Annotated in this window: 23 protein-coding genes; all 23 read left to right on the forward strand. The window is 60.7% G+C overall.

The window, feature by feature from the left end; genetic code table 11:
- A partial coding sequence (gene infB, locus BM235_RS18740) for a translation initiation factor IF-2 (RefSeq protein ID WP_143106703.1) occupies window positions 1-2,107 on the forward strand: 2,107 nt, incomplete at its 5' end.
- A 33-nt stretch (window positions 2,108-2,140) separates the two neighbouring features.
- A complete protein-coding gene (gene rbfA, locus BM235_RS18745) occupies window positions 2,141-2,497 on the forward strand; it encodes a 30S ribosome-binding factor RbfA (RefSeq protein WP_090115762.1) in 357 nt (118 codons plus the stop codon).
- The gene (locus BM235_RS18750; protein ID WP_090115763.1) at window positions 2,494-3,498 is read left to right on the forward strand and encodes a DHH family phosphoesterase; all 1,005 of its coding nucleotides are present in this window, start codon (window positions 2,494-2,496) and stop codon (window positions 3,496-3,498) included. Before rbfA ends, BM235_RS18750 begins: the two co-directional genes overlap by 4 nt.
- Window positions 3,476-4,408 carry a tRNA pseudouridine(55) synthase TruB gene (gene truB, locus BM235_RS18755; RefSeq protein ID WP_090115764.1) on the forward strand — a complete coding sequence of 311 codons (933 nt, stop codon included), beginning with the start codon at window positions 3,476-3,478 and terminating at the stop codon, window positions 4,406-4,408. The genes BM235_RS18750 and truB overlap by 23 nt, the downstream gene beginning before the upstream one ends.
- Window positions 4,409-4,466: 58 nt before the next feature.
- Window positions 4,467-5,441: a bifunctional riboflavin kinase/FAD synthetase gene (locus tag BM235_RS18760; RefSeq protein ID WP_090116056.1), complete on the forward strand. Its 975-nt coding sequence runs from the start codon at window positions 4,467-4,469 to the stop codon at window positions 5,439-5,441.
- 171 nt (window positions 5,442-5,612) lie between these two features.
- Window positions 5,613-5,882, forward strand: coding sequence for a 30S ribosomal protein S15 (rpsO, locus tag BM235_RS18765; protein ID WP_090115765.1), 270 nt, complete (start codon window positions 5,613-5,615; stop codon window positions 5,880-5,882).
- A 168-nt stretch (window positions 5,883-6,050) separates the two neighbouring features.
- Window positions 6,051-8,156, forward strand: coding sequence for a polyribonucleotide nucleotidyltransferase (pnp, locus tag BM235_RS18770; protein ID WP_090115766.1), 2,106 nt, complete (start codon window positions 6,051-6,053; stop codon window positions 8,154-8,156).
- Between the two features lie 200 nt (window positions 8,157-8,356).
- Complete coding sequence (locus BM235_RS18775; protein WP_090115767.1) at window positions 8,357-9,409, forward strand: polysaccharide deacetylase family protein; 1,053 nt, start codon at window positions 8,357-8,359, stop codon at window positions 9,407-9,409.
- 91 nt (window positions 9,410-9,500) lie between these two features.
- Window positions 9,501-10,781, forward strand: a complete 1,281-nt coding sequence (locus tag BM235_RS18780) for a M16 family metallopeptidase (RefSeq protein WP_090115768.1) — start codon at window positions 9,501-9,503, stop codon at window positions 10,779-10,781.
- Window positions 10,744-11,187, forward strand: coding sequence for a dUTP diphosphatase (gene dut / locus BM235_RS18785; RefSeq protein ID WP_090116057.1), 444 nt, complete (start codon window positions 10,744-10,746; stop codon window positions 11,185-11,187). Before BM235_RS18780 ends, dut begins: the two co-directional genes overlap by 38 nt.
- A 412-nt stretch (window positions 11,188-11,599) precedes the next feature.
- Entirely contained in the window at window positions 11,600-12,496 is an 897-nt protein-coding gene (dpaA, locus tag BM235_RS18790; protein ID WP_090115769.1) for a dipicolinic acid synthetase subunit A, read from the forward strand.
- Window positions 12,493-13,089, forward strand: coding sequence for a dipicolinate synthase subunit B (locus tag BM235_RS18795; protein ID WP_090115770.1), 597 nt, complete (start codon window positions 12,493-12,495; stop codon window positions 13,087-13,089). The genes dpaA and BM235_RS18795 overlap by 4 nt, the downstream gene beginning before the upstream one ends.
- A 49-nt stretch (window positions 13,090-13,138) precedes the next feature.
- Window positions 13,139-14,179: an aspartate-semialdehyde dehydrogenase gene (locus tag BM235_RS18800; RefSeq protein ID WP_090115771.1), complete on the forward strand. Its 1,041-nt coding sequence runs from the start codon at window positions 13,139-13,141 to the stop codon at window positions 14,177-14,179.
- Window positions 14,180-14,310: 131 nt separating this feature from the next.
- Complete coding sequence (dapG, locus tag BM235_RS18805) at window positions 14,311-15,528, forward strand: aspartate kinase (RefSeq protein ID WP_090115772.1); 1,218 nt, start codon at window positions 14,311-14,313, stop codon at window positions 15,526-15,528.
- Between the two features lie 56 nt (window positions 15,529-15,584).
- A complete protein-coding gene (gene dapA, locus BM235_RS18810; protein ID WP_090115773.1) occupies window positions 15,585-16,460 on the forward strand; it encodes a 4-hydroxy-tetrahydrodipicolinate synthase in 876 nt (291 codons plus the stop codon).
- Between the two features lie 234 nt (window positions 16,461-16,694).
- Window positions 16,695-18,374: a ribonuclease J gene (locus BM235_RS18815; protein WP_090115774.1), complete on the forward strand. Its 1,680-nt coding sequence runs from the start codon at window positions 16,695-16,697 to the stop codon at window positions 18,372-18,374.
- Between the two features lie 240 nt (window positions 18,375-18,614).
- A complete protein-coding gene (locus BM235_RS18820; protein WP_090115775.1) occupies window positions 18,615-19,367 on the forward strand; it encodes a ClpP family protease in 753 nt (250 codons plus the stop codon).
- On the forward strand, window positions 19,364-19,636 hold the full coding sequence (locus BM235_RS18825; RefSeq protein WP_090115776.1) for a YlzJ-like family protein: 273 nt from the start codon (window positions 19,364-19,366) through the stop codon (window positions 19,634-19,636). The genes BM235_RS18820 and BM235_RS18825 overlap by 4 nt, the downstream gene beginning before the upstream one ends.
- 77 nt (window positions 19,637-19,713) lie before the next feature.
- The gene (locus BM235_RS18830) at window positions 19,714-22,407 is read left to right on the forward strand and encodes a DNA translocase FtsK (RefSeq protein ID WP_090115777.1); all 2,694 of its coding nucleotides are present in this window, start codon (window positions 19,714-19,716) and stop codon (window positions 22,405-22,407) included.
- A gap of 134 nt (window positions 22,408-22,541) precedes the next feature.
- Window positions 22,542-23,330: a spore cortex-lytic enzyme gene (sleB, locus tag BM235_RS18835; RefSeq protein WP_090116058.1), complete on the forward strand. Its 789-nt coding sequence runs from the start codon at window positions 22,542-22,544 to the stop codon at window positions 23,328-23,330.
- 90 nt (window positions 23,331-23,420) lie between these two features.
- Window positions 23,421-24,719 carry an EF-P 5-aminopentanol modification-associated protein YfmF gene (yfmF, locus tag BM235_RS18840; RefSeq protein ID WP_090115778.1) on the forward strand — a complete coding sequence of 433 codons (1,299 nt, stop codon included), beginning with the start codon at window positions 23,421-23,423 and terminating at the stop codon, window positions 24,717-24,719.
- On the forward strand, window positions 24,706-25,992 hold the full coding sequence (gene yfmH / locus BM235_RS18845; protein ID WP_090115779.1) for an EF-P 5-aminopentanol modification-associated protein YfmH: 1,287 nt from the start codon (window positions 24,706-24,708) through the stop codon (window positions 25,990-25,992). The genes yfmF and yfmH overlap by 14 nt, the downstream gene beginning before the upstream one ends.
- A complete protein-coding gene (ymfI, locus tag BM235_RS18850; RefSeq protein WP_255374472.1) occupies window positions 25,989-26,762 on the forward strand; it encodes an elongation factor P 5-aminopentanone reductase in 774 nt (257 codons plus the stop codon). Before yfmH ends, ymfI begins: the two co-directional genes overlap by 4 nt.
- The last annotated feature ends 2 nt before the right edge of the window (window positions 26,763-26,764 follow it).

Genomic DNA, 26,764 nt, shown 5'->3' on the forward strand with positions numbered 1-26,764 from the left:
CCGTCCTGCGGGCGGCCAAGGCGGCGGCGGTTACCAAGGCAACCGTCCTGCGGGCGGCGGCGGTTTCGGCGGCGGCGCGGGCAGAGGTCCGGCACCGGCTCCGGCGGCAGCGGCAGGACGCGGCGGCCAAGGCGGCGGCTTCGGCAGCCGTCCGGGCGGACAGCGCAGCGACAACCGCGGCGGGGACAATCGCGGCGGCGACTTCAATCGCAACGGCGCTGGCGGTGCCAAGCGCAAGGACAACGATTTCAACCGGCGCTTTGAAGAATCCGGGCGAGGCGGTCCCCGCAAGGGCAAGGGCGGTAAGAACGCCAGAGGCCGCAGCAACATGCCTCCGCGCGAGAAGATCGACAACACGCCGAAGAAAATCATTATCCGCGGCGAGATGACTGTCGGCGATATGGCGAAGCTGCTCCATAAAGACGCTTCCGAGGTCATCAAGAAGCTGTTCATGATGGGCGTCATGGCGACGATCAACCAGGATCTCGACATGGATACGATCCTGCTCATCGCAGGCGAATTCGGCGTCGAGACAGAGGTCAAGATCGCAGTCGAAGACACCAACTTCGAGACGATCGAGGAAACGGACGAAGAGGCCGATCTGATCACGCGTCCGGCTGTCGTCACGATCATGGGCCACGTCGACCACGGCAAGACGACGCTGCTTGACGCGATCCGCGAGACGCAGGTCGCGAGCGGCGAAGCCGGCGGCATCACCCAGCACATCGGCGCTTATCAAGTCGAAGTGCACGGTAAAAAAATTACGTTCCTGGATACGCCGGGTCACGAAGCGTTCACGACGATGCGTGCGCGCGGCGCCCAGGTGACCGATATTACGATTCTGGTCGTCGCGGCCGACGACGGCGTCATGCCGCAGACGGTCGAAGCGATCAACCACGCGAAGGCGGCGAACGTGCCGATCATCGTGGCGGTCAACAAGATCGACAAGCCGGGCGCGAACCCGGACAAGGTGAAGCAGGAGCTGACCGAATACGGTCTCGTTCAAGAAGCTTGGGGCGGCGACACGATCTTCGTCGAACTGTCCGCCAAGCAGCGCCTGAACCTCGACGGCTTGCTCGAGATGATCCTGCTCGTGTCCGAAGTGAACGACTACAAGGCCAATCCCGACAAGCGTGCGCGCGGCACGGTCATCGAAGCCGAGCTCGACAAGGGCAAGGGGCCGATCGCCCGTATCCTCGTTCAGAACGGCACGCTTAAGGTCGGCGACGCCTTCGTCGCGGGCGACTGCTTCGGCCGGATCCGCGCGATGACCAACGACCGCGGACGCCGGGTTAAGGAAGCCGGACCTTCGACGCCGGTCGAGATCACCGGCTTGACGGAAGTGCCGCAAGCGGGCGATCCGTTCATGGTGTTCGAGGACGAGCGCAAAGCGCGAGAGATCGCCGACAAGCGGTCGATCAAGACGCGTCAGGAATCGATGCGTTCCAACCAGAAGGTCACGCTCGAGGATCTGTTCAGCAAGATCAAGGAAGGCGAGATCAAGGATCTGAACGTCATCCTGAAGGCGGACGTTCAAGGCTCGCTCGAAGCGCTCAAGGGCTCCCTCGAGAAGATCGAAGTCGAAGGCGTGCGCGTCAAGACGATCCACAGCGGCGTCGGCGCGATCACCGAGTCGGACGTGTCGCTGGCGCTCGCGTCGGCCGCGATCGTCATCGGCTTCAACGTCCGTCCGGAGCCGCGCGCGGCGCAGGCGGCGGAGCAGGAAAAGGTCGACCTGCGTCTCCACCGCATCATCTACAAGGTGATCGAGGAGATCGAACAGGCGATGAAGGGCATGCTCGATCCGGTGTTCAAGGAGAAGGTCATCGGCCACGCCGAGGTCCGCGAGACGTTCAAGGTCAGCAAGGTCGGCACGATCGCCGGCTGCATGGTCACGGACGGCAAGGTCGCCCGCAATGCCGAAGTGCGCCTCGTGCGCGGAGGCGTCGTCGCCTTCGAAGGCAAGATCGATTCCCTCAAGCGGTTCAAGGATGACGCGAAGGAAGTTTCGGAAGGCTATGAATGCGGCATTACGCTCGACAAGTTCAACGATCTTCAGATCGGCGACGTTCTCGAAGCGTTCATCATGGAGTCCGTCGAGCGTTAATCCGCGCATGAAGCAGGGAAGAGGGGATGGACAGTGGCTAAATTCCGCGTCGGCCGTGTCGGCGAACAGATCAAGAAAGAGATCAGCTCGCTGATCCAGACCGAGCTGAAGGATCCGCGCATCGGCTTTATCACGGTGACTGGCGTCGACGTGACGGGAGATCTGTCCCAGGCTCGCGTGTATCTAAGCATATTGGGCAGCGACGAACAGAAAGAAGCGACGCTTCATGCGTTGGCCAAGGCCAAAGGGTTCCTGCGTTCTGAACTCGGCAACCGCATGCGCCTGCGGCATACGCCCGAGATCGAATTTCGGTTCGACAGCTCGATCGCGTACGGCAGCAGGATCGAAGCGCTTCTGGCGGACATCAACAAAGGAAATCAGCCTTCATGAACGCCTGGACAGCGCAGCTCGACGCCGCGGTCGACTTTATCCGGAAGCGGGACGACTTTCTCGTCGTCTCGCACGTTCAGCCCGACGGCGACGCCATCAGCTCTACGGTGACGGTCGCCTGGCTGCTGGGCAAGTTGGGCAAAAGCTACGCCATGTACAATGAAGGCCCCGTTCCCGAACGCCTGCATTACTTGATCGGGAGCGACCAGATCCAGACGAACGCGTCCGGCGAAGCCGGGCGCGCCTATCGTCATGTCATTGCAGTCGATTGCGCGGATTTTAGCCGCGTCGGCAATGCGACGGAGCGGTTCGACGAGAACTTCGAGATGCTGAACATCGATCATCATCCGACCAACAACGGCTTCGGCCTCGTTAACGTGCTGCGTTCGGATGCCGCCGCGACGGCCGAGATCTTGTACGAATTGATCGAGCGGACGGGCATTGCCCTGGATAAGGACGCAGCGACTGCCATTTATACAGGCATGCTAACCGATACCGGTGGATTCCGATACAGCAATACAACGCCGAACGTGCTCTCGATCGCTTCGCGCCTGATCGATCTGGGCGTGGACGGCCCGATGTTGGCCGAACTGTTGCTGGAGCGGATGACGCTGCAGCAGATGCTCGTCCTTCAACGGGCGCTGTCCCGTCTGACCTTCAGCGAAGACAAGCGCATCGCCTGGCTCTGGGTGACGCCCGAGGATATGACGGAGACCGGCGCCAAAAACGAAGACCTGGAAGGCATCGTGAACTTTCCTCGCAACGTCGAGGGCGTCGAAGTCGGCATCCTATTCAAGCAAAACGCGGAAACTTCGGTCAAGGTCAGCCTTCGTTCAACGGGGAAGGTCGACGTCGCTGCCGTCTCTCAGCAGTTCGACGGCGGCGGTCATGTGCGCGCGGCTGGCTGCAAAGTGACCGCGCCGCTCGAGGATGCGATCGGTCAATTGACGGCAGCCGTAGGAAAGGCGTTGGATTCGCATGACGCAAGCCAAAACGCATAACTATGAAGGCGTGCTGGCGGTATGGAAGCCCGCGGGCTGGACGTCTCACGACGTCGTGGCCAAAGCCCGGCGCATTCTCGGCGTCAAGCGGATCGGCCATACCGGGACGTTGGACCCGGCAGTGACCGGCGTGCTGCCGATTTGCATCGGCAGGGCGACGCGAATGGTGGAGTATTTGCAGGAGCTTCCCAAAACGTACGAGGCGACGATCCGGTTCGGCATCGCCACCGACACCGAGGATTTGACCGGCGAGGTGCTGGAAACGTGCGACGCCGGCGGATTGACGGAAGCCGCGATCAGAGAGACGATTCTCTCTTTTGTCGGCGACATCATGCAAGTGCCGCCGATGGTTTCAGCCTTGAAGGTCGACGGCAAGCGGCTATACGAGCTGGCGAGAGAAGGCGTGACCATCGAACGCCAGGCGCGCCCGGTGACGATTCACGAGATCCGGATCGGGGAGATCAAGACCGGCGTGCCGCAGCCCGAGGCTTCGTTTTCGGTGCGCTGCTCGAAGGGCACCTACATCCGCACGCTTTGCGTCGATATCGGCCGCAAGCTTGGCGTACCTGCCGCGATGGCGGTTCTTAAGCGGACGGAAAGCGCGGGGCTCGCGCCAGGCGACAGCTTGACGCTCGAGGAGATCGCGCGCTTGCGGGAGAGCGAAGAACTGGGGAGCCGGCTCGTTCCGGCGGACAGCCTCGTTCCGTTTCCGCGCGCGACCGGCGGATCGCCCGCGGCTTCGAACGCGCGGCAGGGCAAGCCGATTCCGTTCGAACTGCTCGCTCCGGAGCCCGACCAAGCCGGTTTGTGGCGCCTCTATCGCGATGACGGCGCTTTTCTGGGCCTGTTCGAGTCGGACATGCCGGGCCGACGGCTCAAGGCTGTCAAAGTATTTCATCCGGAAGAGTGACTTAAAGGACCGCCTGAAGGCGGTCCGCGCTCTTTCGAAGATGCGGGAGGACGGCAAGGTGGAACGTTACGATTTGACTCATACGATGTTGACGGCGGACGGCGGGCTGCCGCCCGGCGCTTGCCGGGACCGTATCGCGCTGGCGATCGGCTTTTTTGACGGCGTGCACAGAGGGCACGCCGAGGTGATCCGCCAGGCGGTGGCGTCCGCAAGAGAGCAAGGCTTCGCGCCTGCCGTGCTGACTTTCAGCCCGCATCCGCGAACCGTGCTCGGCAAGGACGGTTACCATACCGTTCTGACGCCGCTTGAGGACAAGCTGGCTTTGTTCGCCGAGCTGGGCGTCGAGTTGGCTTATGTCGTGGCGTTCGATCACGGCTTTGCGGAAGTGTCGGCTGAGAGTTTCGTCCGGCGCCTGCTGCTCCCGCTGGGGGTTCGATCCGCCGTCGTCGGCTTCGATTTCAGGTTCGGCCATCGCGGGCAAGGCGATGCGGAGGCGCTCCGGCGACTCAGCGAAGGCGCGATCTCGGTTCGCGTCGTCGAGCCGGTCTTCGAAGGCGATGCGAAGATCAGCAGCACCCGGATTCGCGCTTGTCTGGCGGCCGGCGATTGCGAAGCGGCATCCGTGCTGCTCGGGCGCCCTTACGCGATTTCGGGCGAGATCGTCCACGGCGACGCGCGCGGCCGCTTGCTCGGCTTTCCGACGGCGAACATGCAGCCGGCCGTCCCGTACGTCATTCCGAGGCATGGCGTCTACGCGGTGACCGTCGGCGGCGCGAACGAAGGGACGCTCGAGCTGGGCGGCGTCATCAACGTCGGCGTTCGCCCGACGTTTGACGCGCCGGGCGGCGCGCCGAGGCTGGAGACCAATCTGTTCGATTTCGAAGGCGATCTGTACGGGCGTACGCTGACCGTGCGGTTCCACCGATTTTTGCGCCCGGAGACGAAGTTCGCTTCCTTCGACGAGCTCAAGTCGCAGATCGGCAGAGACGCCGAGCAGGCCCGCGAGGAGCTGCGGGCGCTTGGATTGCGCTGAGGCCGTCGCCTCGGATTCAGGCACTTGTTGCTATGATCATAGGCATTGTGCTATACTATTGAACGTTGTCGGCTGTGCCGGCTTCATAAGAACCTTGGCTTGGCCGGACGCTCTCACCGGCGACAGCTCGGCCACAGGCGATTAGACAAATCGAACACGGAGGTGATTGGGATGGCATTGACGCAAGAGCGCAAACAAGAACTGATCGAGCTGCACAAGACGCACGCTTCGGACACCGGATCCCCGGAAGTTCAAATCGCGATCCTGACGGAAAACATCAACAACCTGACGACCCACTTCAGGTCCCACAAGAAGGACCACCACTCGCGCCGCGGCCTGCTTAAGATGGTCGGCCAACGTCGCAAGCTGCTGGCATACCTGAAGAACAAGGACGTCAAGCGTTACAGCGCGCTGATCGAGAAGCTCGGCCTGCGCCGTTAATTCGCTTAGCGACACAAGCAACCTGCTTAGCCAGTCGGGCATCGGCCCGGGGCGGCGGGTTGCTTTTTTCAAGCTTAGGGGTTGTTATCGACGCCTAAGATTCGTCCGGCAGGAAATAATAGAGAGTATGTCGAATTTACATATGTCTAATTTAGAGGAGGGATTGCACTGGCACACCAAGTAGAGATGTCGCTCGGCGGGCGTCCGTTATCGCTCGAGACGGGACGTCTGGCAAAGCAGGCGAACGGCGCCGTTGTCGTCCGCTACGGAGATACGGTCGTTCTGTCCACGGTCACGGCTTCTTCCGGACCGAAGGATCTGGATTTTTTCCCGCTCACCGTCAACTATGAAGAAAAATTGTACGCCGTCGGCAAAATTCCGGGAGGCTTCATCAAGCGAGAAGGCCGTCCGAGCGAGAAAGCCATCCTGGCTTCCCGCCTGACCGACCGCCCGATCCGTCCGCTGTTCCCCGAGGGCTTCCGCAACGACGTGCAGATCGTCAGCCTCGTCATGAGCGTGGATCAGGACTGCCCGCCGGAGATCGCGGCGATGATCGGCACGTCCGCGGCGCTCGCCATTTCCAACGTTCCTTTCGACGGTCCGATCGGCGGCGTCATCGTAGGCCGCGTCGGAGGCAAGTTTATCATTAACCCGACCGTCGCCGAGGAAGAAAAGAGCGACATGCACGTCGTCGTGGCAGGCACGAAGGACGCGATCATGATGGTCGAAGCCGAAGCCGACGAAGTGCCGGAAGCCGACGTGCTCGAAGCGATCATGTTCGGCCACGACGAGATCAAGAAGATCGTAGATACGATCAATCAGCTCGTCGCCGTCGCCGGCCAACCGAAGATGGAGGTCAAGCTGCATGCCGTGGACGCCGCCGTCGAGAGCGACGTCAATGGGTTTGCACAAGCAAGGCTCGTTGAAGCCGTCCGCATCGAAGAAAAACATGCCCGCCAGGAAGCGATCGACGCGATCAACGCCGAGACGGTCGAGCATTTCTCGGCAGTCTACGCGGACGAGCCAGGCAAGCTCGGCGACGTCAAGGAAGTGCTCTACGACATCGTCAAAAACGAAGTGCGTCGCCTGATCACGCACGACAAGGTACGCCCCGACGGCCGCAAGCCGGAAGAGATCCGTCCGATCTCCGGCGACGTATCGCTGCTGCCGCGCACGCACGGCTCCGGACTCTTTACCCGCGGACAGACCCAAGCGCTCAGCATCTGTACGCTCGGACCGCTCGGCGAAGTGCAAATTCTCGACGGCATCGGTCTCGAAGAATCCAAGCGCTTCATGCATCACTACAACTTCCCGCCGTTTTCGGTCGGCGAAGCCCGTCCGCTCCGCGCGCCAGGCCGCCGCGAGATCGGTCACGGCGCGCTCGGCGAGCGCGCGCTTCTGAAGGTCATCCCGTCTGAAGCAGAGTTCCCGTATACGATTCGTCTTGTCTCCGAAGTGCTCGAATCCAACGGTTCGACGTCCCAGGCGAGCATTTGCGCCAGCACGCTGGCGATGATGGACGCAGGCGTGCCGATCAAGGCGCCCGTCGCGGGCGTCGCGATGGGTCTTATCAAGGACGGGGACCACTTCACGATCCTGACGGACATTCAAGGGATGGAAGATCATCTCGGCGACATGGACTTCAAGGTGGCGGGCACGGCGAAGGGCGTCACCGCGATTCAGATGGATATCAAGATCGACGGCATCGACCGTTCCATCCTGTCGCAGTCGCTCGAGCAAGCGAAGGAAGGCCGCATGTTCATCCTCGGCAAGATGATGGAAGTCATGACCGAGCCGCGCAAGGAACTGAGCAAATACGCGCCGAAGATCATTACGATGCACATCAATCCGGACAAGATCCGCGATGTCATCGGCTCCGGCGGCAAGATCATCAACAAGATCATCGAGGAGACCGGCGTCAAGATCGATATCGAGCAGGACGGCACCGTCTACATCGCTTCCTCGGATGCGGCCGCCAACGACAAGGCTCGTTCGATCATCGAAGGCATCGTCCGCGAAGTCATCGTCGGCGAGACGTATCTCGGCACGGTTAAGCGCATCGAGAAGTTCGGCGCGTTCGTCGAGATCCTGCCGGGCAAAGATGGTCTGGTTCACATCTCCCAGCTGTCGACCGAGCGCGTAGCCAAGGTCGAAGACGCAGTCGCCATCGGAGACAAGATCATGGTCAAGGTCACCGAGATCGACAACATGGGTCGCGTCAATCTGTCCCGCAAGGCGCTGCTTACGACCGAGCAGGTACAGAGCGGCCAGTAATGGCCGCCAGCTCATCCAACCGCATATCACAAGCAAAAGAGACCGGTTTTTTCAGTCTCTTTTTTTATTTGCTTATAAATCGCTGTCCGCAGTCAGGAGTTATTCGCTCGCCGTCCCGTTTCATATTATCCGCCTCATTTGCATAGGATGTAGACAAGCGATGGGCGCATCCGCGCCCGGATGGGAGCTGGGAATCAGCCATGAGCAAAACGCGTTGGCCATCTGCGGTCATGCTGGCGCTGCTCGTCATATTGCTCGGGGCGGGGCGGTACGGTCCGTTGCACGCCTACGTGGAATCCGCCAAGTCCGCGAGCGGAGAGGCGACGTACGCGGAGACGGGATTCCTCGGCGATAAGGACCAGCTGGCGGAAGAGCAAGCGAGCGGGGAAGAACCGCTGAAAGCGTGGTTGAAGGCGGAAGCGCAAAAGCGCGCGATATCGCCAAGGGACGCCGTCGTCGACCGCGTATGGAAGGCAATACCGGGTTATAACGGCAGGGCGGTGGACGTGGACGCGACATATGCCAAAGCAGCGGCCGCGGGTTGGACGGCCGAGTCCGCATCGGCGGCGCCGGACAAGGTGCCGTGGGTGTACAAGGAGATCGCGCCCAAAGTATCGCTGCGGGATCTGCCGCCTTCGCCGGTCTATCGCGGCAATTCGGCGAAGCCTGCGGTCGGTCTGATGATCAATGTCGCATGGGGCAACGAATATTTATCTTCTATATTAAATACGCTGGACGAAGAGCATGTGAAAGCGACGTTTTTTCTGGACGGAAGCTGGCTTAGCAAAAACAAGGAAGCGGCTGATGAGATCAAACGGCGCGGTCACGAAGTATCCAATCACGCGTACTCCCACAAAAACATGAGTACGATTTCGGACGCCAAGCAGCTCGAAGAGATCGCCAAGACGCAATCGCTGCTGAAAAAGACGCTGGACATCGACAACCGCTTGTTCGCGCCGCCCTCCGGCGATTTTGACGCCAGAACGGTACGAATCGCCGCCGGCCTCGGGCTGACCACCGTCCTGTGGACGCTGGACACCGTCGACTGGAAGCGTCCGCCCGCTGCGGGCGTCGTTGCGAAGATCGCGGCTGGCGTAGGTCCGGGTACGCTCATTCTCATGCATCCGACGTCGACGACGGAGCAAGCGTTGAAGGGAATCATCCGTCAGTCCAGGGCGAAGGGGCTCGTACCGGGAACGGTATCCGAGGTGCTGTCCGAACGGCGGTTGGATGCCGCGGCGCTGGGTAATTAATTGTTCATGGAGGCGCTTTGGGGGCATCTTCGGTTGTGAGGGATGTCGATTTTTGATATCATGTTATCATTCATGGCAAGGGGGAGAACGGTTGAACAAGTACACGCTGAAGAACGGCTTGCGCGTGATGATCGAGAATATCCCGACCAGCAGGTCGGTTGCGTTCGGCATTTGGGTGAAGACGGGGTCCCGATACGAGACGACGGCGGACAACGGAATCTCGCATTTCGTCGAGCATATGCTGTTCAAGGGCACGCGCCGCCATTCGGCGAAGGATATCGCCGACCGCTTCGACGGGATCGGCGGCAACGTCAACGCCTTCACCGCCAAGGAGTACACCTGCTACTACGCCAAGGTTCTCGATCAGCATTTGCCGATCGCCGTGGATATTTTGTCGGACATGTTCTTCGAATCCCAACTCGCCGAAGAAGAGCTGGCGAAGGAAAAGAACGTGATCCTCGAAGAGATCGCCATGTATGACGATACGCCGGACGACACGGTTCACGACCTGGCTTCGACGGCGGCATTCGGCGATCACCCGCTGGCCTACTCGATCCTGGGAACCGCAGAGCGCCTGCACGCGATGGGACCGGACGATCTGCGAGGATACATGTCGCGCAGGTATACGATCGAAAATACGGTCGTCAGCCTCGCGGGCAACGTGGACGAGAGCGTGCTGAATTTGCTCGAAAAACACTTCGGCGACTTTGCGATTCATTCGGAAGCGCCTACGTTGTCCGCCCCCGCATTCAGGCCGGACGCGCTGTTCCATGCCAAAAAGACCGAGCAGAATCATTTGTGCCTCACCTTTCCGGGCTGTCCGATCGACGATCCGAAGATGTATGCGATGACGCTGCTCAACAATGCGATCGGCGGCGGCATGAGCTCGCGCTTGTTCCAGGAGATTCGGGAAAAACGCGGGTTGGCTTATTCGGTCTATTCGTACCATACGAGCAATGCGGACAGCGGGCTGTTCACCGTTTACGCGGGCACGGCGCCGAAGCAGACGCGAGACGTATACGATCTGACGATGGAGATGCTCGCCGAAGTGCATGCCAAAGGTCTGAGCGAAGCCGAAGTGAGCCGTGGCAAGGAACAGCTCAAGGGCAACCTCATCTTGAGCCTCGAGAGCACGAGCAGCCGCATGAACCGGTTGGGCAAAAACGAGCTGATGCTCGGACGCCATCTGTCGCTCGACGAGATGATCGAACGGATCGATGCCGTTACGATGGACGACGTCGCGCACATGATGAACCGTATTATGAGTCAGCCGGCTGCTTTGGCGCTTGTCGGTTCGCAAGAAAAGGTGTTGTCGGGAATAGGGAGGGAATTCGTTGTATCCAATCCAGTTGAAGCGGCTGCCGGGGAATGAAGACGTTCCGCTGCCTCGCCGGATGTCCGAATGTGCGGCGGGATTCGATCTGCACGCCGCTGTCGCCGAGCCGGTCGTGCTCGCGCCGGGCGAGCGGGCTTTGATCCCGGCGGGCTTCGCGATGGCGATGCCTGCAGAACTCGAAGCGCAGATCAGGCCGCGCAGCGGTCTCGCCTACAAGCACGGCATTACTTGCCTGAACTCGCCGGGAACGATCGATGCGGATTACCGCGGCGAAGTGAAGGTGCTGCTCGTGAATTTGGGACAGCAGCCTTTCGCGATCGAGCGCGGCGAGCGCATCGCGCAGATGGTGTTCCAGCGGGTGCCTCAGGTTACGATCGAAGAGACCGACGAGCTGCCGGATACGGTACGCGGCGCTGGCGGTTTCGGACATACGGGCGTTTGAACGTAAACGTCTTGCAGGGCATGCTTGCCCAGCAAGACGTTTTTTTATGGCCTGTGAACCATTAGCGCCACTCGGCAGTCTAATGTGGCGAATGAGGTCGGGCGCGTGGCGGCGGAAGGGGAAGCGAAGCGATGCTGAGGCCTGTTGGCAACGGACAGTCGGCGGGAGCCGGAGCTTCCGGCCGCTCGGCGAATCGTTCGTTCGGCGCGAGGCGAAAAACGCTTCGCGCTTTTTTGTTGCCCTTCGCGGCAGCGCCTTACTCCGCACCCGCCGGGGGGCGCCTGCATACGATGAGCTATGCAAGTCGCGATGCGTGCCGCCCGAGCCGCGACGCCATCGCCCGGGAGGCATCGACCTGGGCCGTCTGCGCTGAGGAAGCCGCTAGGCGCCAAGGTCAAAGGAGGGAGAAGTCATGCTTACGGGCGTGCATATTATCGTCGCCGGAGGCGACGCGCGGCAGCTCGAGGTCATTAGAAGGCTTACCGAGCTGGATGCGACGGTAACGCTGATGGGATTCGAGCGTCTCGACACGCCTTTTTCCGGCGTGACCAAGGCGGAATGGACGCCGGATGCTCTTAGAAGCGCCGACGCGCTGCTGCTGCCGGTGGCCGGCACGGAAGAGGACGGTGCGATTTCGGCGATTTTCACGGATCAAGAATTGAAGTTGACGGACGATTACGCGGCCGCTTTGCCGAAAACGTGCAAGGTTTACACGGGACTCGCAAGGAGCTATTTGCGCAAGCTCGGCGAGAAACACCGGCTGACGGTCGTTGAGCTCTTCGAACGGGACGACGTGGCCATTTACAATTCGATTCCGACGGCGGAAGGCGCATTGATGATGGCGATTCAGCATACGGACATTACGATCCACGGTTCGAGGTGCATGGTGCTCGGACTTGGCCGAACGGGGATGACGATGGCCCGTACGCTGCAGGGTCTGGGGGCGTCCGTGATGGCGGGCGTGCGTCGGGAAGACGCATTCGCGAGGGCGTACGAGATGGGCTTCGAACCCTTCTACATCGCTGATTTGGCGCGTCTGGCGGGGAATATTGACTTGATTTTTAATACGATACCGAATATGATAGTCACAGCACAAGTGATCTCCAAACTTCCCCTTCGCGCGGTCATTATCGACCTTGCATCCAAGCCCGGCGGCACCGATTTCCGGTTCGCGGAGAAGCGCGGCATCAAGGCGCTATTGGCACCCGGATTGCCCGGCATCGTCGCCCCCAAGACGGCAGGACGCATCATCGCGAACAGTCTGTGCCAGAGCATTCTGGACGACTACAAACAGGGGGAAGCGCCATGAATTGGCAAGGAATCACGGTCGGGTATGCGTTATCCGGCTCGCACTGCACGTTGCCGGAGATTATGCCTCAGATCCAGCGCTTCGTAGATGCAGGGGCGAACGTCGTGCCGGTCGTCAGCCAAAGCGTGCTGACGACGGACACCCGCTTCGGGGAATCGGCGCATTGGCGTTCCGAATTAACCCGAATGACGGGCAACGAGATCATCAGTACGATCGTGGACGCCGAGCCGCTCGGTCCATCCAAGCGATTCGACGTCATGATCATCGCTCCCTGCACGGGCAACACGACGAGCAAACTCGCCAACGCGATGACGGACGGACCGGTGCTGATGGCCGCCAAGGCACAGATGCGCAACGGCAGGCCGCTCGTGCTGGCGATCTCCACGAACGACGGCCTCGGATTGAACGCCGCTAATATCGCCCGGCTGCTCGTCGCGAAGAACATTTTCTTCGTGCCTTTCGGGCAGGACAATCCGCAGCAGAAGCCGAACTCGCTCGTCGCCCGCATGGATTTGGCGATCGATACGTGCGAAGCCGCCCTTCAAGGCAGGCAGCTGCAGCCGATGATTATCGAACGGTTTTTATACGCTTGATCTTATCCATATAGAGATTTTCGCTTGATTAGAGGGGAGAGTCATCATCATGTCTACGCCTACGTTGTTTAACGTCGCCGTCGTGGGAGCCACCGGCGCCGTTGGGGAACAAATCTTGAAGCAGCTCGCAGCGCGCAACTTCCCCATCAAGGAACTGAAGCTTCTGTCTTCGGCGCGCTCCGCCGGAACGAAGATCGAATTCAAAGGCCAGATCTATACGGTTGAAGAAGCGACGCCAGACAGCTTCAAGGGCGTCGAGATCGCGCTGTTCAGCGCGGGCGGCGACGTATCCAAGGCGCTTATTCCTCATGCGGTAGAGCATGGGGCCGTATGCATCGACAATACGAACGCTTACCGGATGGACCCGACGACGCCGCTCGTCGTGCCCGAGGTCAACATCGGCAAGGTCGCGGAGCACAAGGGCATCATCGCGAACCCGAACTGTTCGACGATCCAGATGGTCGCCGCGCTTAAGCCGTTGTACGACAGGTACGGCATTTCCCGCATCATCGTATCGACCTACCAAGCCGTGTCCGGCGCCGGAGCGCGCGCGATCGACGAGATGCTCCGTCAGTCCAAGGAAGTGCTTGCCGGAGGCGATCCGAAGCCGGACATCCTGCCGGTAGGTTCGCTGCCGGTCAAGCATCAGATCGCATTCAACGCGATTCCGCAGATCGACAAGTTCCAGGACAACGGCTTCACGCTCGAAGAAATGAAAATGATCCGGGAAACGAAAAAGATCATGGACGACGAGACGCTCGAAGTTACCGCGACTTGCGTCCGGATTCCGGTCGTATACGGCCACTCCGAATCGGTCTACGTCGAGCTTAAGCAAGATTTCGACGTCGGCGAAGTCAAGACACTGCTCGCAGGCGCTCCGGGCATCGTCCTGCAGGACGATCCGGACAGTCAACTATATCCGCTCGCGACCGACGCGGCGGGCAAGAACGAGGTCTTCGTCGGACGCGTCCGGCGCGACCTATCCAACCCGCGCGCGCTCAATCTGTGGATCGTTTCCGACAATCTGCTCAAGGGTGCCGCCTGGAACGCGGTTCAGATCGCCGAACACATCGCAGCTTCACGCGCCTAAATCGACAGCCCCAGCCCTTCCCGAAGCCGGGGAGGGCTGGTCTGACGGATGCGGTCTCATTCCCTCCCGCTCCAGGGCGGCTGCCAAGACACCGCGGTTCCGACATTTTTAAGGCGAGGAAGGATGCATCGATGGTTACGGTTCAAAAGTTCGGAGGGACGTCGCTGTCCGACGCTAACGCTCGGGCGCACGTCCTCCGTCATATTCGGCGCGAATACGAGGCTGGCGCCGGTTTGGTCGTCGTCGTTTCCGCGATGGGGCGTCGGGGAGAGCCTTACGCGACGGACACCCTGCTCGAGTGGATCGGCTCAAACGGCGCCGGACTGGCCGAACGGGAGAAGGACTTGCTGATGAGCTGCGGAGAGTTAATCTCCGCAGCTACTTTATGCAGTCTGCTCGGCGCGCATGACCTGCCGAGCGTCGTCTTTACGGGCGCTCAAGCGGGAATCGTCACGGACGACAAGTTCGGCGCCGCGCGCATCGTCGAGGTGAAAACCGAGCGCATCCTCGCAAGTCTTGCGCAAGGCAAGATCGTCATCGTGACCGGATTTCAGGGGGCCACGGCTGACGGGGAGATCACTACGCTAGGACGCGGCGGCAGCGATACGTCGGCTACAGCGCTCGGCGCCGCGCTTCAAGCGAACGTGGTCGATATCTATACGGACGTCGACGGCATTTTGACCGCCGATCCGCGCGTCGTATCCGAAGCCCGTCAACTCGCCGTCGTTAGCTACGACGAGATTTGCAACATGGCCCACAACGGGGCGAAGGTCATTCATCCGAGAGCCGTCGAGATCGCGATGAGGGCGGGCATCCCTGTCCGCGTCCGCTCTACCTTTTCCGACGGAGAGGGGACGCTCGTCACGCATGCCAACGCGGCCGAAGGCCACATCGGCTGGAGCGATCGGACGGTGACGGGGCTTGCGCATGTCAAAGGCGTCACGCAAATCGCCGTATCGGCGGGAGGCGCCTCCTTGAATCCGCAGCTCGAGGTGTTCAGGGCGATGGCGACGAACGGCATCAGCGTCGACTTCATTAACGTCATGCCTGCAGGCGTTCTCTATACGGTGACGGACTTCGATGCGCCGCTCGCGGTGAAGCTGCTCGCGGAGATGGGCTTCGAGCCGCGGGTTCGCAACGGTTGCGCGAAGGTGTCGGTCATCGGCGGCGGCATGAACGGAGAGCCGGGCGTCATGGCGAAGATCGTGGAGGCGCTTGCCGAGCGGCAGATCCCGATCTTGCAGTCCGCGGACTCGAACACGACGATCTGGGTGCTCGTGCAGGAGGAGGATATGGCGGCCGCGCTGACCGCGCTCCATTCCGCTTTTGCCCTGCATGCGGTATCATGAGAGCTAGAACGTATTTGACGATAGGGATCGGCTTATAGACGAAGGAGGATACGGGTATGGATTTCGGCCGCCTGATTACAGCGATGGTGACGCCTTTTAACGAGCAATTGCAAATTGATTGGGAAGCGACCGGTCGGCTGATCGACGAGCTGATCGAGGTTCAAAAGTCGGATAGTCTGGTCGTGTCCGGCACGACTGGCGAGTCGCCGACGTTGACCGAAGATGAAAAGCTGGAGCTGTTCCGCTTCTCGGTGCGCCGCGCCGCCGGACGCGCCAAGATCATCGCCGGTACGGGGAGCAACGACACGGCGCATTCCATTCATCTAAGCAAGCTTGCCGAAGAAGCGGGCGTCGACGCTTTGCTGCTCGTCGCTCCTTATTACAATAAGCCGAATCAAGAGGGCCTGTACCTGCACTTCAAGGCCATCGCCGAATCGACGAAGCTTCCGGTTATTTTGTACAATGTGCCGGGACGCACCGTCGTGAGTTTGACTACGGCTACGACGCTTAGACTCGCGCAGCTTCCGAACGTGGTGGCGACCAAGGAATGCGCATCCGTCGAGCAAATCACCGAGCTTGTCGCAGGCGCGCCGGAAGGCTTCCTCGTTTACAGCGGCGATGACGGCATTACGCTCCCGACGGTTGCCGTCGGCGGCTATGGCATCATCAGCGTGGCCAGCCATGTCGTCGGCGCGGAGATGAAGCAAATGATCGATAGCTTCCTCGAAGGACGACTCGCGGAGGCGGCGCAACTTAACGCCAAGCTTTATCCGGTTTTCAAAGGCTTGTTTCAATGCCCGCATCCCGTGCCGAATCCTGTCGCCGTCAAGCATGCCCTCGCCGTCAAAGGGCTCGACGTCGGCGGCGTGAGGCTGCCTCTCGCTCCCGCTACTCCTGAAGAAAAGGACTTTGTCGCGGCTTTGTTCAACTGAACGTTAGTCGATCGATGGGTCTTATACCATACATGATTCGAGCGACCGATGCCCACGGCATCGGTTTTGCGTTAAATGGAGAAATTAATCGTATTCGGCCGTATTCGTTAGCCTGACTTGTACGAGTGGTTTGGCATCATGTATAATGGGGTGGAGTGAATGGGTGCGGCCAAAATTTGCAACTTGACAATTCCATAGATCGGGATCGTCGAATTATCGTAGGAGGTACTAGACTTGTCCAAGAAAAACAGCACAGACAAATTATTGATTTACGCGCTTGGCGGCGTCGGCGAGATCGGGAAAAATATGTATGTCGTTCAATACGGGAACGATATCGTCGTCGTCGACGCGGGCCTTAAATTCCCGGAAGAAGAGATGCTCGGCATCGACGTCGTCATTCCGGACATTACTCACCTGCTGGAAAACCGCGAGAAGGTTCGCGGCATCCTCGTCACGCACGGTCACGAGGATCACATCGGCGGCCTTCCTTACGTATTGAAGCAGTTGAACGTGCCGATCTACGCCACGCGTCTGACGACCGGACTGATCGAAAACAAGCTGAAGGAAGCGGGATTGCTTGGCGATACGAAGCGAATCCTGATCACCGCGGACTCGGAAGTGCAGATGGGCTCGATCAAAGCGACCTTCTTCCGCACGAACCACAGTATCCCGGACTCGGTCGGCGTTTGCCTCGAGACGCCTGAAGGCGTCGTCGTGCACACGGGCGACTTCAAGTTCGACCATACGCCGGTCAACGATCAATACGCGGACCTGCAGCGGATGGCCGAGATCGGCAAGCGCGGCGTACTCGCGCTGCTGTCGGACAGCACCAACGCGGAGCGTCCCGGATTCACGCCGTCGGAGAGCAATATCGGCAAGGAATTCGAGGAGATCTTCCGCCGGGCGAAGCAGCGCGTCGTCGTGGCCACGTTCGCTTCGAACGTCCATCGGGTTCAGCAGGTCATCAACGCAGCCGCAGAGACCCGCCGCAAGATGGCCGTCGTAGGCCGCAGCATGGTGAACGTCGTGACGATCGCTTCGGAGATGGGATATCTGGACGTTCCCGAGGGCATGATCATCGAGCCCGAAGAAGTGAACAAGCTGCCTGCCGATCGCGTCGTGATTCTGTCGACGGGCAGTCAGGGCGAGCCGATGTCCGCGTTGTCGCGGATGGCGCGCTCGACGCACCGGAAGGTAGACATCCTTGCCGGCGATACGGTCATTATTTCGGCGACGCCGATTCCCGGCAACGAGAAATATGTCGGCCGTACGGTCGACGAGCTCATGCGATTGGGCGCGCACGTCATTTACGGGCCCGGCTCCGTATCCGGCGTACACGTTTCCGGTCACGGCAGCCAGGAAGAGCTGAAGCTCATGCTCAACCTGATCCGTCCGCAGTACTTTATTCCGATTCACGGCGAATACCGGATGCTGCGCCATCATGCCCTTCTCGGCGAGTCGGTCGGCATCGAGCGGGAGAATATCTTCCTGTGCGACATCGGCGACGTCGTCGAATTCCAGAACGGTACCGCGCGCAAGGCAGGCAAGATCCCTTCGGGCAACGTTCTGATCGACGGACTGGGCGTAGGGGACGTCGGCAACATCGTACTCCGCGACCGCAAGCTGCTTTCGCAAGACGGCATTCTGGTCGTGGTCGTGACGCTGTCCAAGCAGGACGGCACGATTCTGTCGGGACCGGACATCATTTCTCGCGGCTTCGTCTACGTGCGCGAATCCGAAGGCTTGCTCGAAGAGGCCAACCGGATCGTGACGGGTACGCTGCACAAGCTGATGAGCGACAACGTCAACGAATGGGCTTCGCTGAAGACCAACGTCAAGGATGCGCTCGGGCGCTTCCTGTACGAGCAAACGAGAAGAAGACCGATGATCCTGCCGATCATCATGGAAGTATAAAACAAAACGCAAGCAACCCTCACACTCAAACCGAAGGCCGCTTCCCCGGACAAGTCCGGGCAGGCGGCCTTTTTGGCATGAATCGGATTTTATGAACCGCGCAAGTCGGGCGTAAGAGGCGACCGGCTGGAAGCCGCGAATCGCATAATGTGCGTCTTAGCGTTCATACTATGTCGGACCGCCGTCGCCTGCGCCCGCGCAGCTTGACGGCGACGGAGGATTCGGGAAGGAAGTGGCAACTTGACGAACAACGAAACGCCTCGCGTATCGGAGCAGCCCGCGACGCCCGACGAAGCCCGCAAAGGCTCGGTCGCCGCGGATAATATCGTCCAGCTCGGCACGGCGAGCGTGCCGCAGGCGGAGTCGAACGTGTTTTGCCTCACCATTATCGGTCAAGTCGAAGGCCATATGATGCTGCCTCCGCAGAACAAGACCACCAAATACGAACATGTCATCCCGCAGCTGGTTGCCGCCGAGCAAAGCCCGAAGGTCGAAGGCTTGCTGATCGTATTGAACACGGTCGGGGGCGACGTCGAGGCCGGTCTCGCGATCGCGGAGATGATCTCGTCGCTGTCGAAGCCGAAGGTGGCGGTCGTATTGGGCGGCGGCCATTCGATCGGGGTGCCGATCGCCGTCGCGGCCGATTATACGTTGATCGCGGAGAGCGCAACGATGACGATTCACCCGATCCGGATGAACGGTCTCGTCATCGGGGTTCCGCAGACGTTCGAATATTTGGACAAGATGCAGGAGCGAGTCGTTCGCTTCGTCACGAGGCACAGCAAAGTAGGGGAAGCGAAGTTCAAGGAACTGATGTTCAAAACCGGCGAGCTCGCCCGCGATATCGGCACGACGGTCGTCGGTCCGGACGCGGTGTCGTTCGGCTTGATCGACGCGATCGGGGGAATCGGCGAGGCGCTGCGCGAGCTTAACCGGCGGATCGCGGAGCGCAAGCTGGCGTTTGCCGCGCCGCAAGGAGGCGAAGTCCAATGACGCTGTATACGCCGATGCCGCTGGAGCTGGTGCTCGAGGGGTGGAGCGACGGACAGGAGCCGATGATCGAGGTGGAATACGGCGCGCTGCGCATGCTCCTGACGCCGGTCGCCCCAGGCGTGGGGAAGCTCGTGCGTCTCGTTGCCGCGCCGCTTAACGCATACCTGCTGCCGGCATTCGAGCCGGGCAAGCTCATTTACTTCGGCGCGGCTCCGTCGAACGCGGCACCGGGAACGCCGTCGATCGACGACGGGGAACGGGGACTTTAGACCGCCTGACGGCCGATGTTCGGCTCATGCTACGCTTCGGTAAACTATGGTATAATGGGTGACCGGAGGTGGCGGAGTTGGCCAAGCGCAAACGAAAAAAAGAAACGCTGGGCGCAAGCCTCAAATACGAGATTTACGGCATTCTGCTGATTACGATATCCGTCATCGCGATGTACGGCGAAGCGGCGGGCGGACGTTCGCTTTCCAAGCTGTTCGGATATTTGCTGGGCAAGTTTTATTTTTTGCTGCCGATCGCGGGCATCTGGCTCGGACTGCACGTGATGATCCGCAGGGCATGGCCGCGCGGCTGGACGATTCGCCGGAGCGGCTTCGTCATGGTCTGCTGCGGCTTGACGCTGCTGAGCTCCATGAGCTTCGTCGATTCGAGGCTCGGCCCGCTCGAAGCGATTCGCCCCTCGGCGATCTTCAGCCAGACGACGCACCAGCTTTACGAGCAGTTGTGGAACGCGCCGATCGAAAACGAAGCCCGGATTACCGGAAAAGATATCGGCGGCGGGCTGCTCGGGGCGATGCAGTATTCGATTTTTTATTGGCTGTTCGGCTATTACGGCGCGAAATTCGTCTTGATCGTCGAGTTCGTGATCGCCTTCATGCTGCTGACGAATCGTTCCTACGTAGACATGATGAAGGGCATCCGCACCTTCGGCAAGCGCCTCCTGCCATTGCTGGCGCAGCGCCTGTCCGGCGGCCGCAAGCTCGCAAACGCCAAGGCGGTGCCGGTTAAGTCCAAGCCGAAAAAAGGCCAGGTCGCTGCGGCGATGGCTACGATCGGCGACGACGATTTTCAGGAGGAGCCGGTTACGAGGAGCGCCGACGCGAAGAAGCCGTATTTCTTTCAGCTTTTTCACGGCAAGCCGGTAGGTCCGGAGTCGGCTGAACCGGACGATATGGACGGCGAACCGGCGCTTTATCCGTCTTCGCCCGCTGTCAACATCGGGGCTCGGCCCGAGGGACGCGGCAAGAGCAAGAAAAAGGAAACGGAGCCGGCATTCGTTCCGGTCGAAGAACCGGTCGTTCAAGCGCCATACATAGAACCCGAAGACGCCTGGCAACCGGCGTCCGCGCAGCCGGATCCGGGTCCGCGATTCCACGATTTCGCCGATCAAGTGCCTTCTTTCGAAGAAGCGGACGAGGCGGCCTGGACCCAGTCCGAGCTGGAGCTGGACGATCCGGCCGGCGCCGATGCGCAGCACGTCGCAGGGGAAGCGCCGGACATGCCGGACGGCGAAGCCGTTCCTGCGCAGGCTGCCGCGCCAGGAGCGGCCGGCGCCGCCGCGGACGATGCTTCAGCGACGGCCGCCCCGGCGCCGGTCAAGCCCAAGCGGGTGTACCGGATGCCGCCGATCCATCTGCTCGGCAAGCCCCAGGGCGGAGGCAAAGGCGGCGCAGGCGACGGCGGGCGGGAAGTGGCTCGCAAGCTAGAGGCGACGCTCGAGAGTTTCGGCGTACGCGCGAAGGTGCTCGACGTGGCCAGAGGCCCTGCGGTCACGCGCTACGAGCTGCAGCCCGACGTCGGCGTGAAGGTCAGCCGAATCGTCAGCCTGACGGACGATATTGCCTTGGCGTTAGCCGCGAAGGATATCCGAATGGAAGCGCCGATCCCCGGCAAGTCGGCCATCGGCATCGAGGTGCCGAACAACGAGGTCAGCGTCGTGACGCTGCGCGAAGTGCTTGAGACGCCGACCTTCCAGGAGGCGCAGAGCAAGCTGACGATCGCCTTCGGCAGAGACATCTCCGGTCAGCCGATCGTCGGCAACCTCGCCCGCATGCCCCATATGCTCGTCGCAGGCGCGACCGGTTCAGGGAAGTCGGTGTGCATCAACGGGATCATTACCAGCCTGTTGTACAAGGCGAAGCCCGACGAAGTGAAGTTTCTTATGATCGACCCCAAGATGGTCGAGCTTAACGTCTACAACGGCATTCCGCATCTGCTCGCGCCGGTCGTGACGGATCCGAGGCGCGCATCGCTCGCGCTGAAGAAGATCGTCGTCGAGATGGAAAAGCGCTACGAGAAATTTTCCAAGTCCGGCACGAGAAATATCGAAGGCTACAACAATCTGATGCTGAGCGGCGACAATCCCGACGGCGTGCTGCCGTATATCGTCGTCATCGTGGACGAGCTCGCCGACCTGATGATGGTGGCGGCGGGCGACGTCGAAGACGCGATTTGCCGCCTCGCGCAGATGGCGCGGGCGGCCGGCATTCATCTGATCATCGCGACCCAGCGCCCTTCCGTCGACGTCATCACGGGCGTCATCAAGGCGAATATCCCGAGCCGGATCGCGTTCGGCGTATCTTCGCAAGTGGACTCCCGCACGATCCTCGACATGGTCGGAGCGGAAAAGCTGCTTGGCCGGGGAGACATGCTGTTTTTGCCGATGGGCGCCTCCAAGCCGATTCGCGTGCAAGGCGCGTTCCTGTCGGACAACGAGGTCGAGTCCGTCGTCGCTTATTCCCGCGGCCAAGCCGAAGCGGAGTACAACGAGGAGCTCGTCCCTGAGATCGAGGAATCGGACGACGCGGCGGTAAACGAGCAGCTCGACGAGCTGTTCGATCAGGCGGTCGGCATCGTGCTCGAGGCCAAGCAGGCATCGGTCTCGCTGCTGCAGCGCCGCATGCGCATCGGATATACGCGGGCGGCGCGCCTGATCGACTCGATGGAGGCGAGAGGCGTGGTCGGTCCGTACGAGGGCAGCAAGCCCAGAGAAGTGCTCGTCACGCTCGAACAATTTCAACAGCGCTCCTCCTGACGCGTCGGGAGGGCGTTTTTTTTGGCCATGAATAGCCATCCATGACCTTCCTCATACTAACCTCAAGCATGCCCGCGGCCCATCGGGGCCGGCGCGCACGAATCACGACAAATGAGAGGAAGGCGTGAATGAAGATGCGCTATCGTTTAGTAATTTTGACCGTGTGCCTCGTCTGCTGCCTCTTCGGGCTGTATACGCTGAACCGTCTCGACAAACCGCAGGCGGCGCGCGAGGCGTTCAGCAGTGCCGTCATCAAGAGCGGCGCATCGGGCAAGGACGTGTACGAGCTGCAGGGAAGACTTAAATACTTAGGCTATTACAGCGGAAAAGTGGATGGGAACTTCGGGTCGACCACGCTGAATTCCGTCAAGTGGTTCCAGTGGAAGTTCGGCATGAAGGCGGACGGCGTCGTAGGCGGCAAAACGAAGCTGAAGCTATGGGAAGCGACGAAGGATTGGAAGCCGACCGCGGCTGACCTGGGCAAGGAGGCCGAGCCGAATCAGAACGCGAACGCAGGCAATGGCGCTTCGAACGAGGCCAACCTGCCTGCGTCGAACGATATGGGCTTATCGGCCAACGATCTGAAGCTGATGGCCAACGCCGTTTACGGCGAATCGCGCGGCGAACCGTACGAAGGGCAGGTCGCCGTGGCGGCGGTCATCTTGAACCGCGTGCGCGCCTCGGAGTTTCCCAACACGGTATCGGGCGTCATCTTCCAGCCGGGCGCCTTCACCGCGGTGGCTGACGGCCAGATCTATCTGACGCCGAACGAGACAGCGGCCAAAGCCGTCAAAGACGCGTTATCCGGCTGGGATCCGACGGACGGCTGCCTGTATTATTTCAACCCGAAGACGGCGACCTCGAAGTGGATCTGGTCGAGACCGCAGTACAAGACGATCGGACAGCATATTTTTTGCAACTGAACCTTTTTTACTGACGCGCCTTATTTGCTTCGGGCTTGACCATGCGCTAGAATGGGCTTGAATCCAGAATCAGGGAAGGGATCTGAGGCCTTGCAGACTGAAGTGTTCCAGCGCGGCGCAGTCGGCCGGATGCGCGTCCACGTATTGCCGACCACCCGATTCAAAACCTTTTCATTGTCGCTTTTCGCGGGCGTGCCGCTCGAAGAATCCCGCGTCACGCCGGTCGCGCTCGCGCCGTTCGTGCTTCGCCGGGGCACCCGTTCCTATCCGGAGACGATTCAGTTCCGCGAACGTCTCGACGAACTCTACGGCGCCGGCTTCGGCTTCGATATTTACAAGCGGGGCGACTATCAGATCGTTCAATTTCGCCTCGATATCATCAACGATGCGTTCGTCTCCTCAAGCCAGTCCTTGTTGGAGGAGGCGCTTCGTTTCCTCGGGGAGGCGCTGACGGAGCCCGCCATCGAGAGCGGCGCGTTCAGCGCTAAGTACGTCGAATCGGAAAAAACGACCGTCCAAAAGCGCATCGAGTCCATCATCAACGATAAAATCCGCTACGCGGCGGAACGGTGCCTGGAGGAAATGTGCAGAAACGAGCCTTACAGGCTGCTTGCGCTCGGACGCAAGGAGGAGCTGCCGCAAATCACGCCGGCCTCCTTGTACGAGAGCTACCGCAAATGGCTGGACGAAGCCGTGTTCGACCTGTACGTGTCCGGCGATACGTCGCTTGAACAAGTGACCGCGTGGGCGGGGCAGTACTTCAAGCTCCCGGACGGACAGCCGGGTACCTACCGCGCTGCCGAGATTAAGTCCGCTTCCGAAGCGCCCCGCACGGTCGTCGAGCGGCTCGACGTCGGGCAAGGCAAGCTCAATCTCGGACTTCGGACCGGGATCGCCTATTCCGACGACCGCTACCCGGATTTGCTCGTATACAATGGCATATTGGGCGCTTTCCCGCATTCCAAGCTCTTTATTCACGTGCGCGAAAAAGCCAGCCTCGCCTACTACGCTTCGTCGCGCCTCGACGGCCATAAAGGCTTGCTCACGATTCAGTCGGGCATCGAGATCGCGAACTACGAACGCGCGCTGGACATTATCCGCGAGCAGCTCGACGAGATGCGCGCAGGCCATATCGAAGAGCAGGAGCTGTCCAAGACGAAGGCGATGCTCGTCAACCAGCTGCGCGAGATCCAGGACTCGGCATTCGAGCGGATCGCATTCGATTACAACGGCGTCGTGTCGGGCAAGCAGCGCAGCGCGGACGCATTGATCGCGGCGATCGAATCCGTGACGGCAGACAAGGCCGCGGCGGTCGCGGGGAACGTCGGACTGGATACGATCTACTTCCTGCGCGACCTGAAGGAGGAGGCGGCCCATGTCCAAGCTTGACTATCCGAAGCTGCAGGAGACGCTTTATCGCGAGGTGTTGGACAACGGCCTCGAGGTGTTCGTTCTGCCTAAGCCCGGCTTTACGAAGACGTATGCGACCTTTACGACCAAATACGGCTCGGTAGACAACCATTTCCGTCCCGAAGGACAGGAAGCGCGTGCCGTACCCGACGGCATCGCCCATTTCCTGGAGCACAAAATGTTCGAAGAGCCCGAAGGCGACGTGTTTTCGCGCTTCGCCGAGCAGGGCGCTTCGGCCAACGCATTCACGAGCTTCGATCGTACGTCTTATTTATTTTCGACGGCGGGAGAACCGCTCGAGAGCCTGGATACGCTGCTCGATTTCGTGCAGAATCCGTACTTCACGGACGAGAACGTGGAAAAAGAAAAAGGCATTATCGTCCAGGAAATCAATATGTACAAGGACAACGCGGACTGGCGCGTCTACTTCGGCTTGATCGAGGCGCTGTATGCGAAGCACCCGGTGCATATCGATATCGCAGGCACGGAGCAATCCGTCCGATCGATTACGAAGGAACAGCTTTACGACTGCTACCATACTTTTTATCATCCGTCCAACATGACGTTGTTCGTCGTGGGCGGGATCGATCCCGAGGAAACGCTCGAGCGCGTTCGGCGCAACCAGGCAAGCAAAACATTCGCGCCCGGCGGTGAGATCGCGCGACTGTTCGAAGCCGAGCCGTCCGGCGTTCGGGAAGAGCGTCGCGTCGTCAAGCTGCCGGTGTCGCTTCCCAAGTGCATGATCGGCTTCAAAGAATCGGGACCGTTTCCCGAAGGGGAAGAAGGCATCCGCAGGGAGCTCGCGACCAAGCTGATGCTCGACGTTCTGATCGGCTCGAGCTCCCCGGTTTATCAGCGTCTGTACGACGACAATCTCATCTCGGACAGCTTCGGGCACGAATACAATACGGGCCCCGGCTACGCCTTTACGGTAATCGGCGGCGACACCAGGGATCCGGACGAATTGCTCGCGCGCGTCGTCGCGGCGATCGACGAAGCGATTCGGGACGGTTTGCCGCAAGCTTCGTTCGAACGAACCCGCGCCAAAAAAATCGGCGCTTATCTTCGCATGCTGAACAGTCCCGAAGCGATCGCGGGCGAATTCACCCGGTACCGCTTCAAGGGCGGGGACCTGTTCGACGTCGTGCGCCTGTACGAGAGCATCACGCTCGACGACGTCCACGAGCGGCTTCGTCTGCTGGCGGGCACCGGCCGCAGGTCCGTCTGCATCGTCCGGTCGGATGCCGAGTGACGATTGAAGGGCAAGAGGCAAGCGCGCGCCGGTCGCCTTACTGCGCGCTTGTCACCGGCGCTTCCCGGGGGATCGGGGCAGCCGTCGCTCGCAGGTTGGCCAGGGAAGGCGCGGGCGTGATCGTGCATTATCACCGGTCGCGCGAGCGCGCCGAAGCGGTGGCCGCCGAGTGCCTGTCTCTCGGAGCCCCGTTCGCGGAAGTGGCGGCCGCCGACGTCCGGCAAAGCGCCGACATCGCAGCGCTCAAGGCCGCTCTCGAGCAGGCGGGCCGCATGCCGGACATTCTGGTGCATGCAGCCGGTACGGCTCACTACGGCTTGCTGGAGGATCTCGAGGAAGATGAATGGGACGACATTCAGCACGTCCACCTCAAAGCCGCGTACGGCCTGGCCAAGCGCTTCGGACCGACGATGTCGTGGCGGCGGCACGGCCGGATCGTGCACGTCAGCAGCGTCTGGGGCGTCGTCGGCGCTGCGGGCGAAGCCGCTTATTCAGCGGCCAAAGGCGGGTTGAACGGATTGACCAAAGCGCTGGCGCGCGAGATGGCTTTTGCGGGCGTTACGGTGAATGCCGTCGCGCCGGGAGTCGTCGACACGGACATGCTGGCGGAGCTTGCCCAATCGGAGCTGGAAGAGCTTCGCGAGGAGGTCCCGATGAAGCGGTTCGCGGATCCGGACGAGGTGGCCGAGCTCGTTCGCTTTTTGACGCTGGGCGACGCCGGTTATATTACGGGCCAAGTCATCGGCCTCACCGGCGGATGGCGGATGTAGCG

This window comes from Cohnella sp. OV330, assembly GCF_900112065.1.
Classification (GTDB): domain Bacteria; phylum Bacillota; class Bacilli; order Paenibacillales; family Paenibacillaceae; genus Cohnella.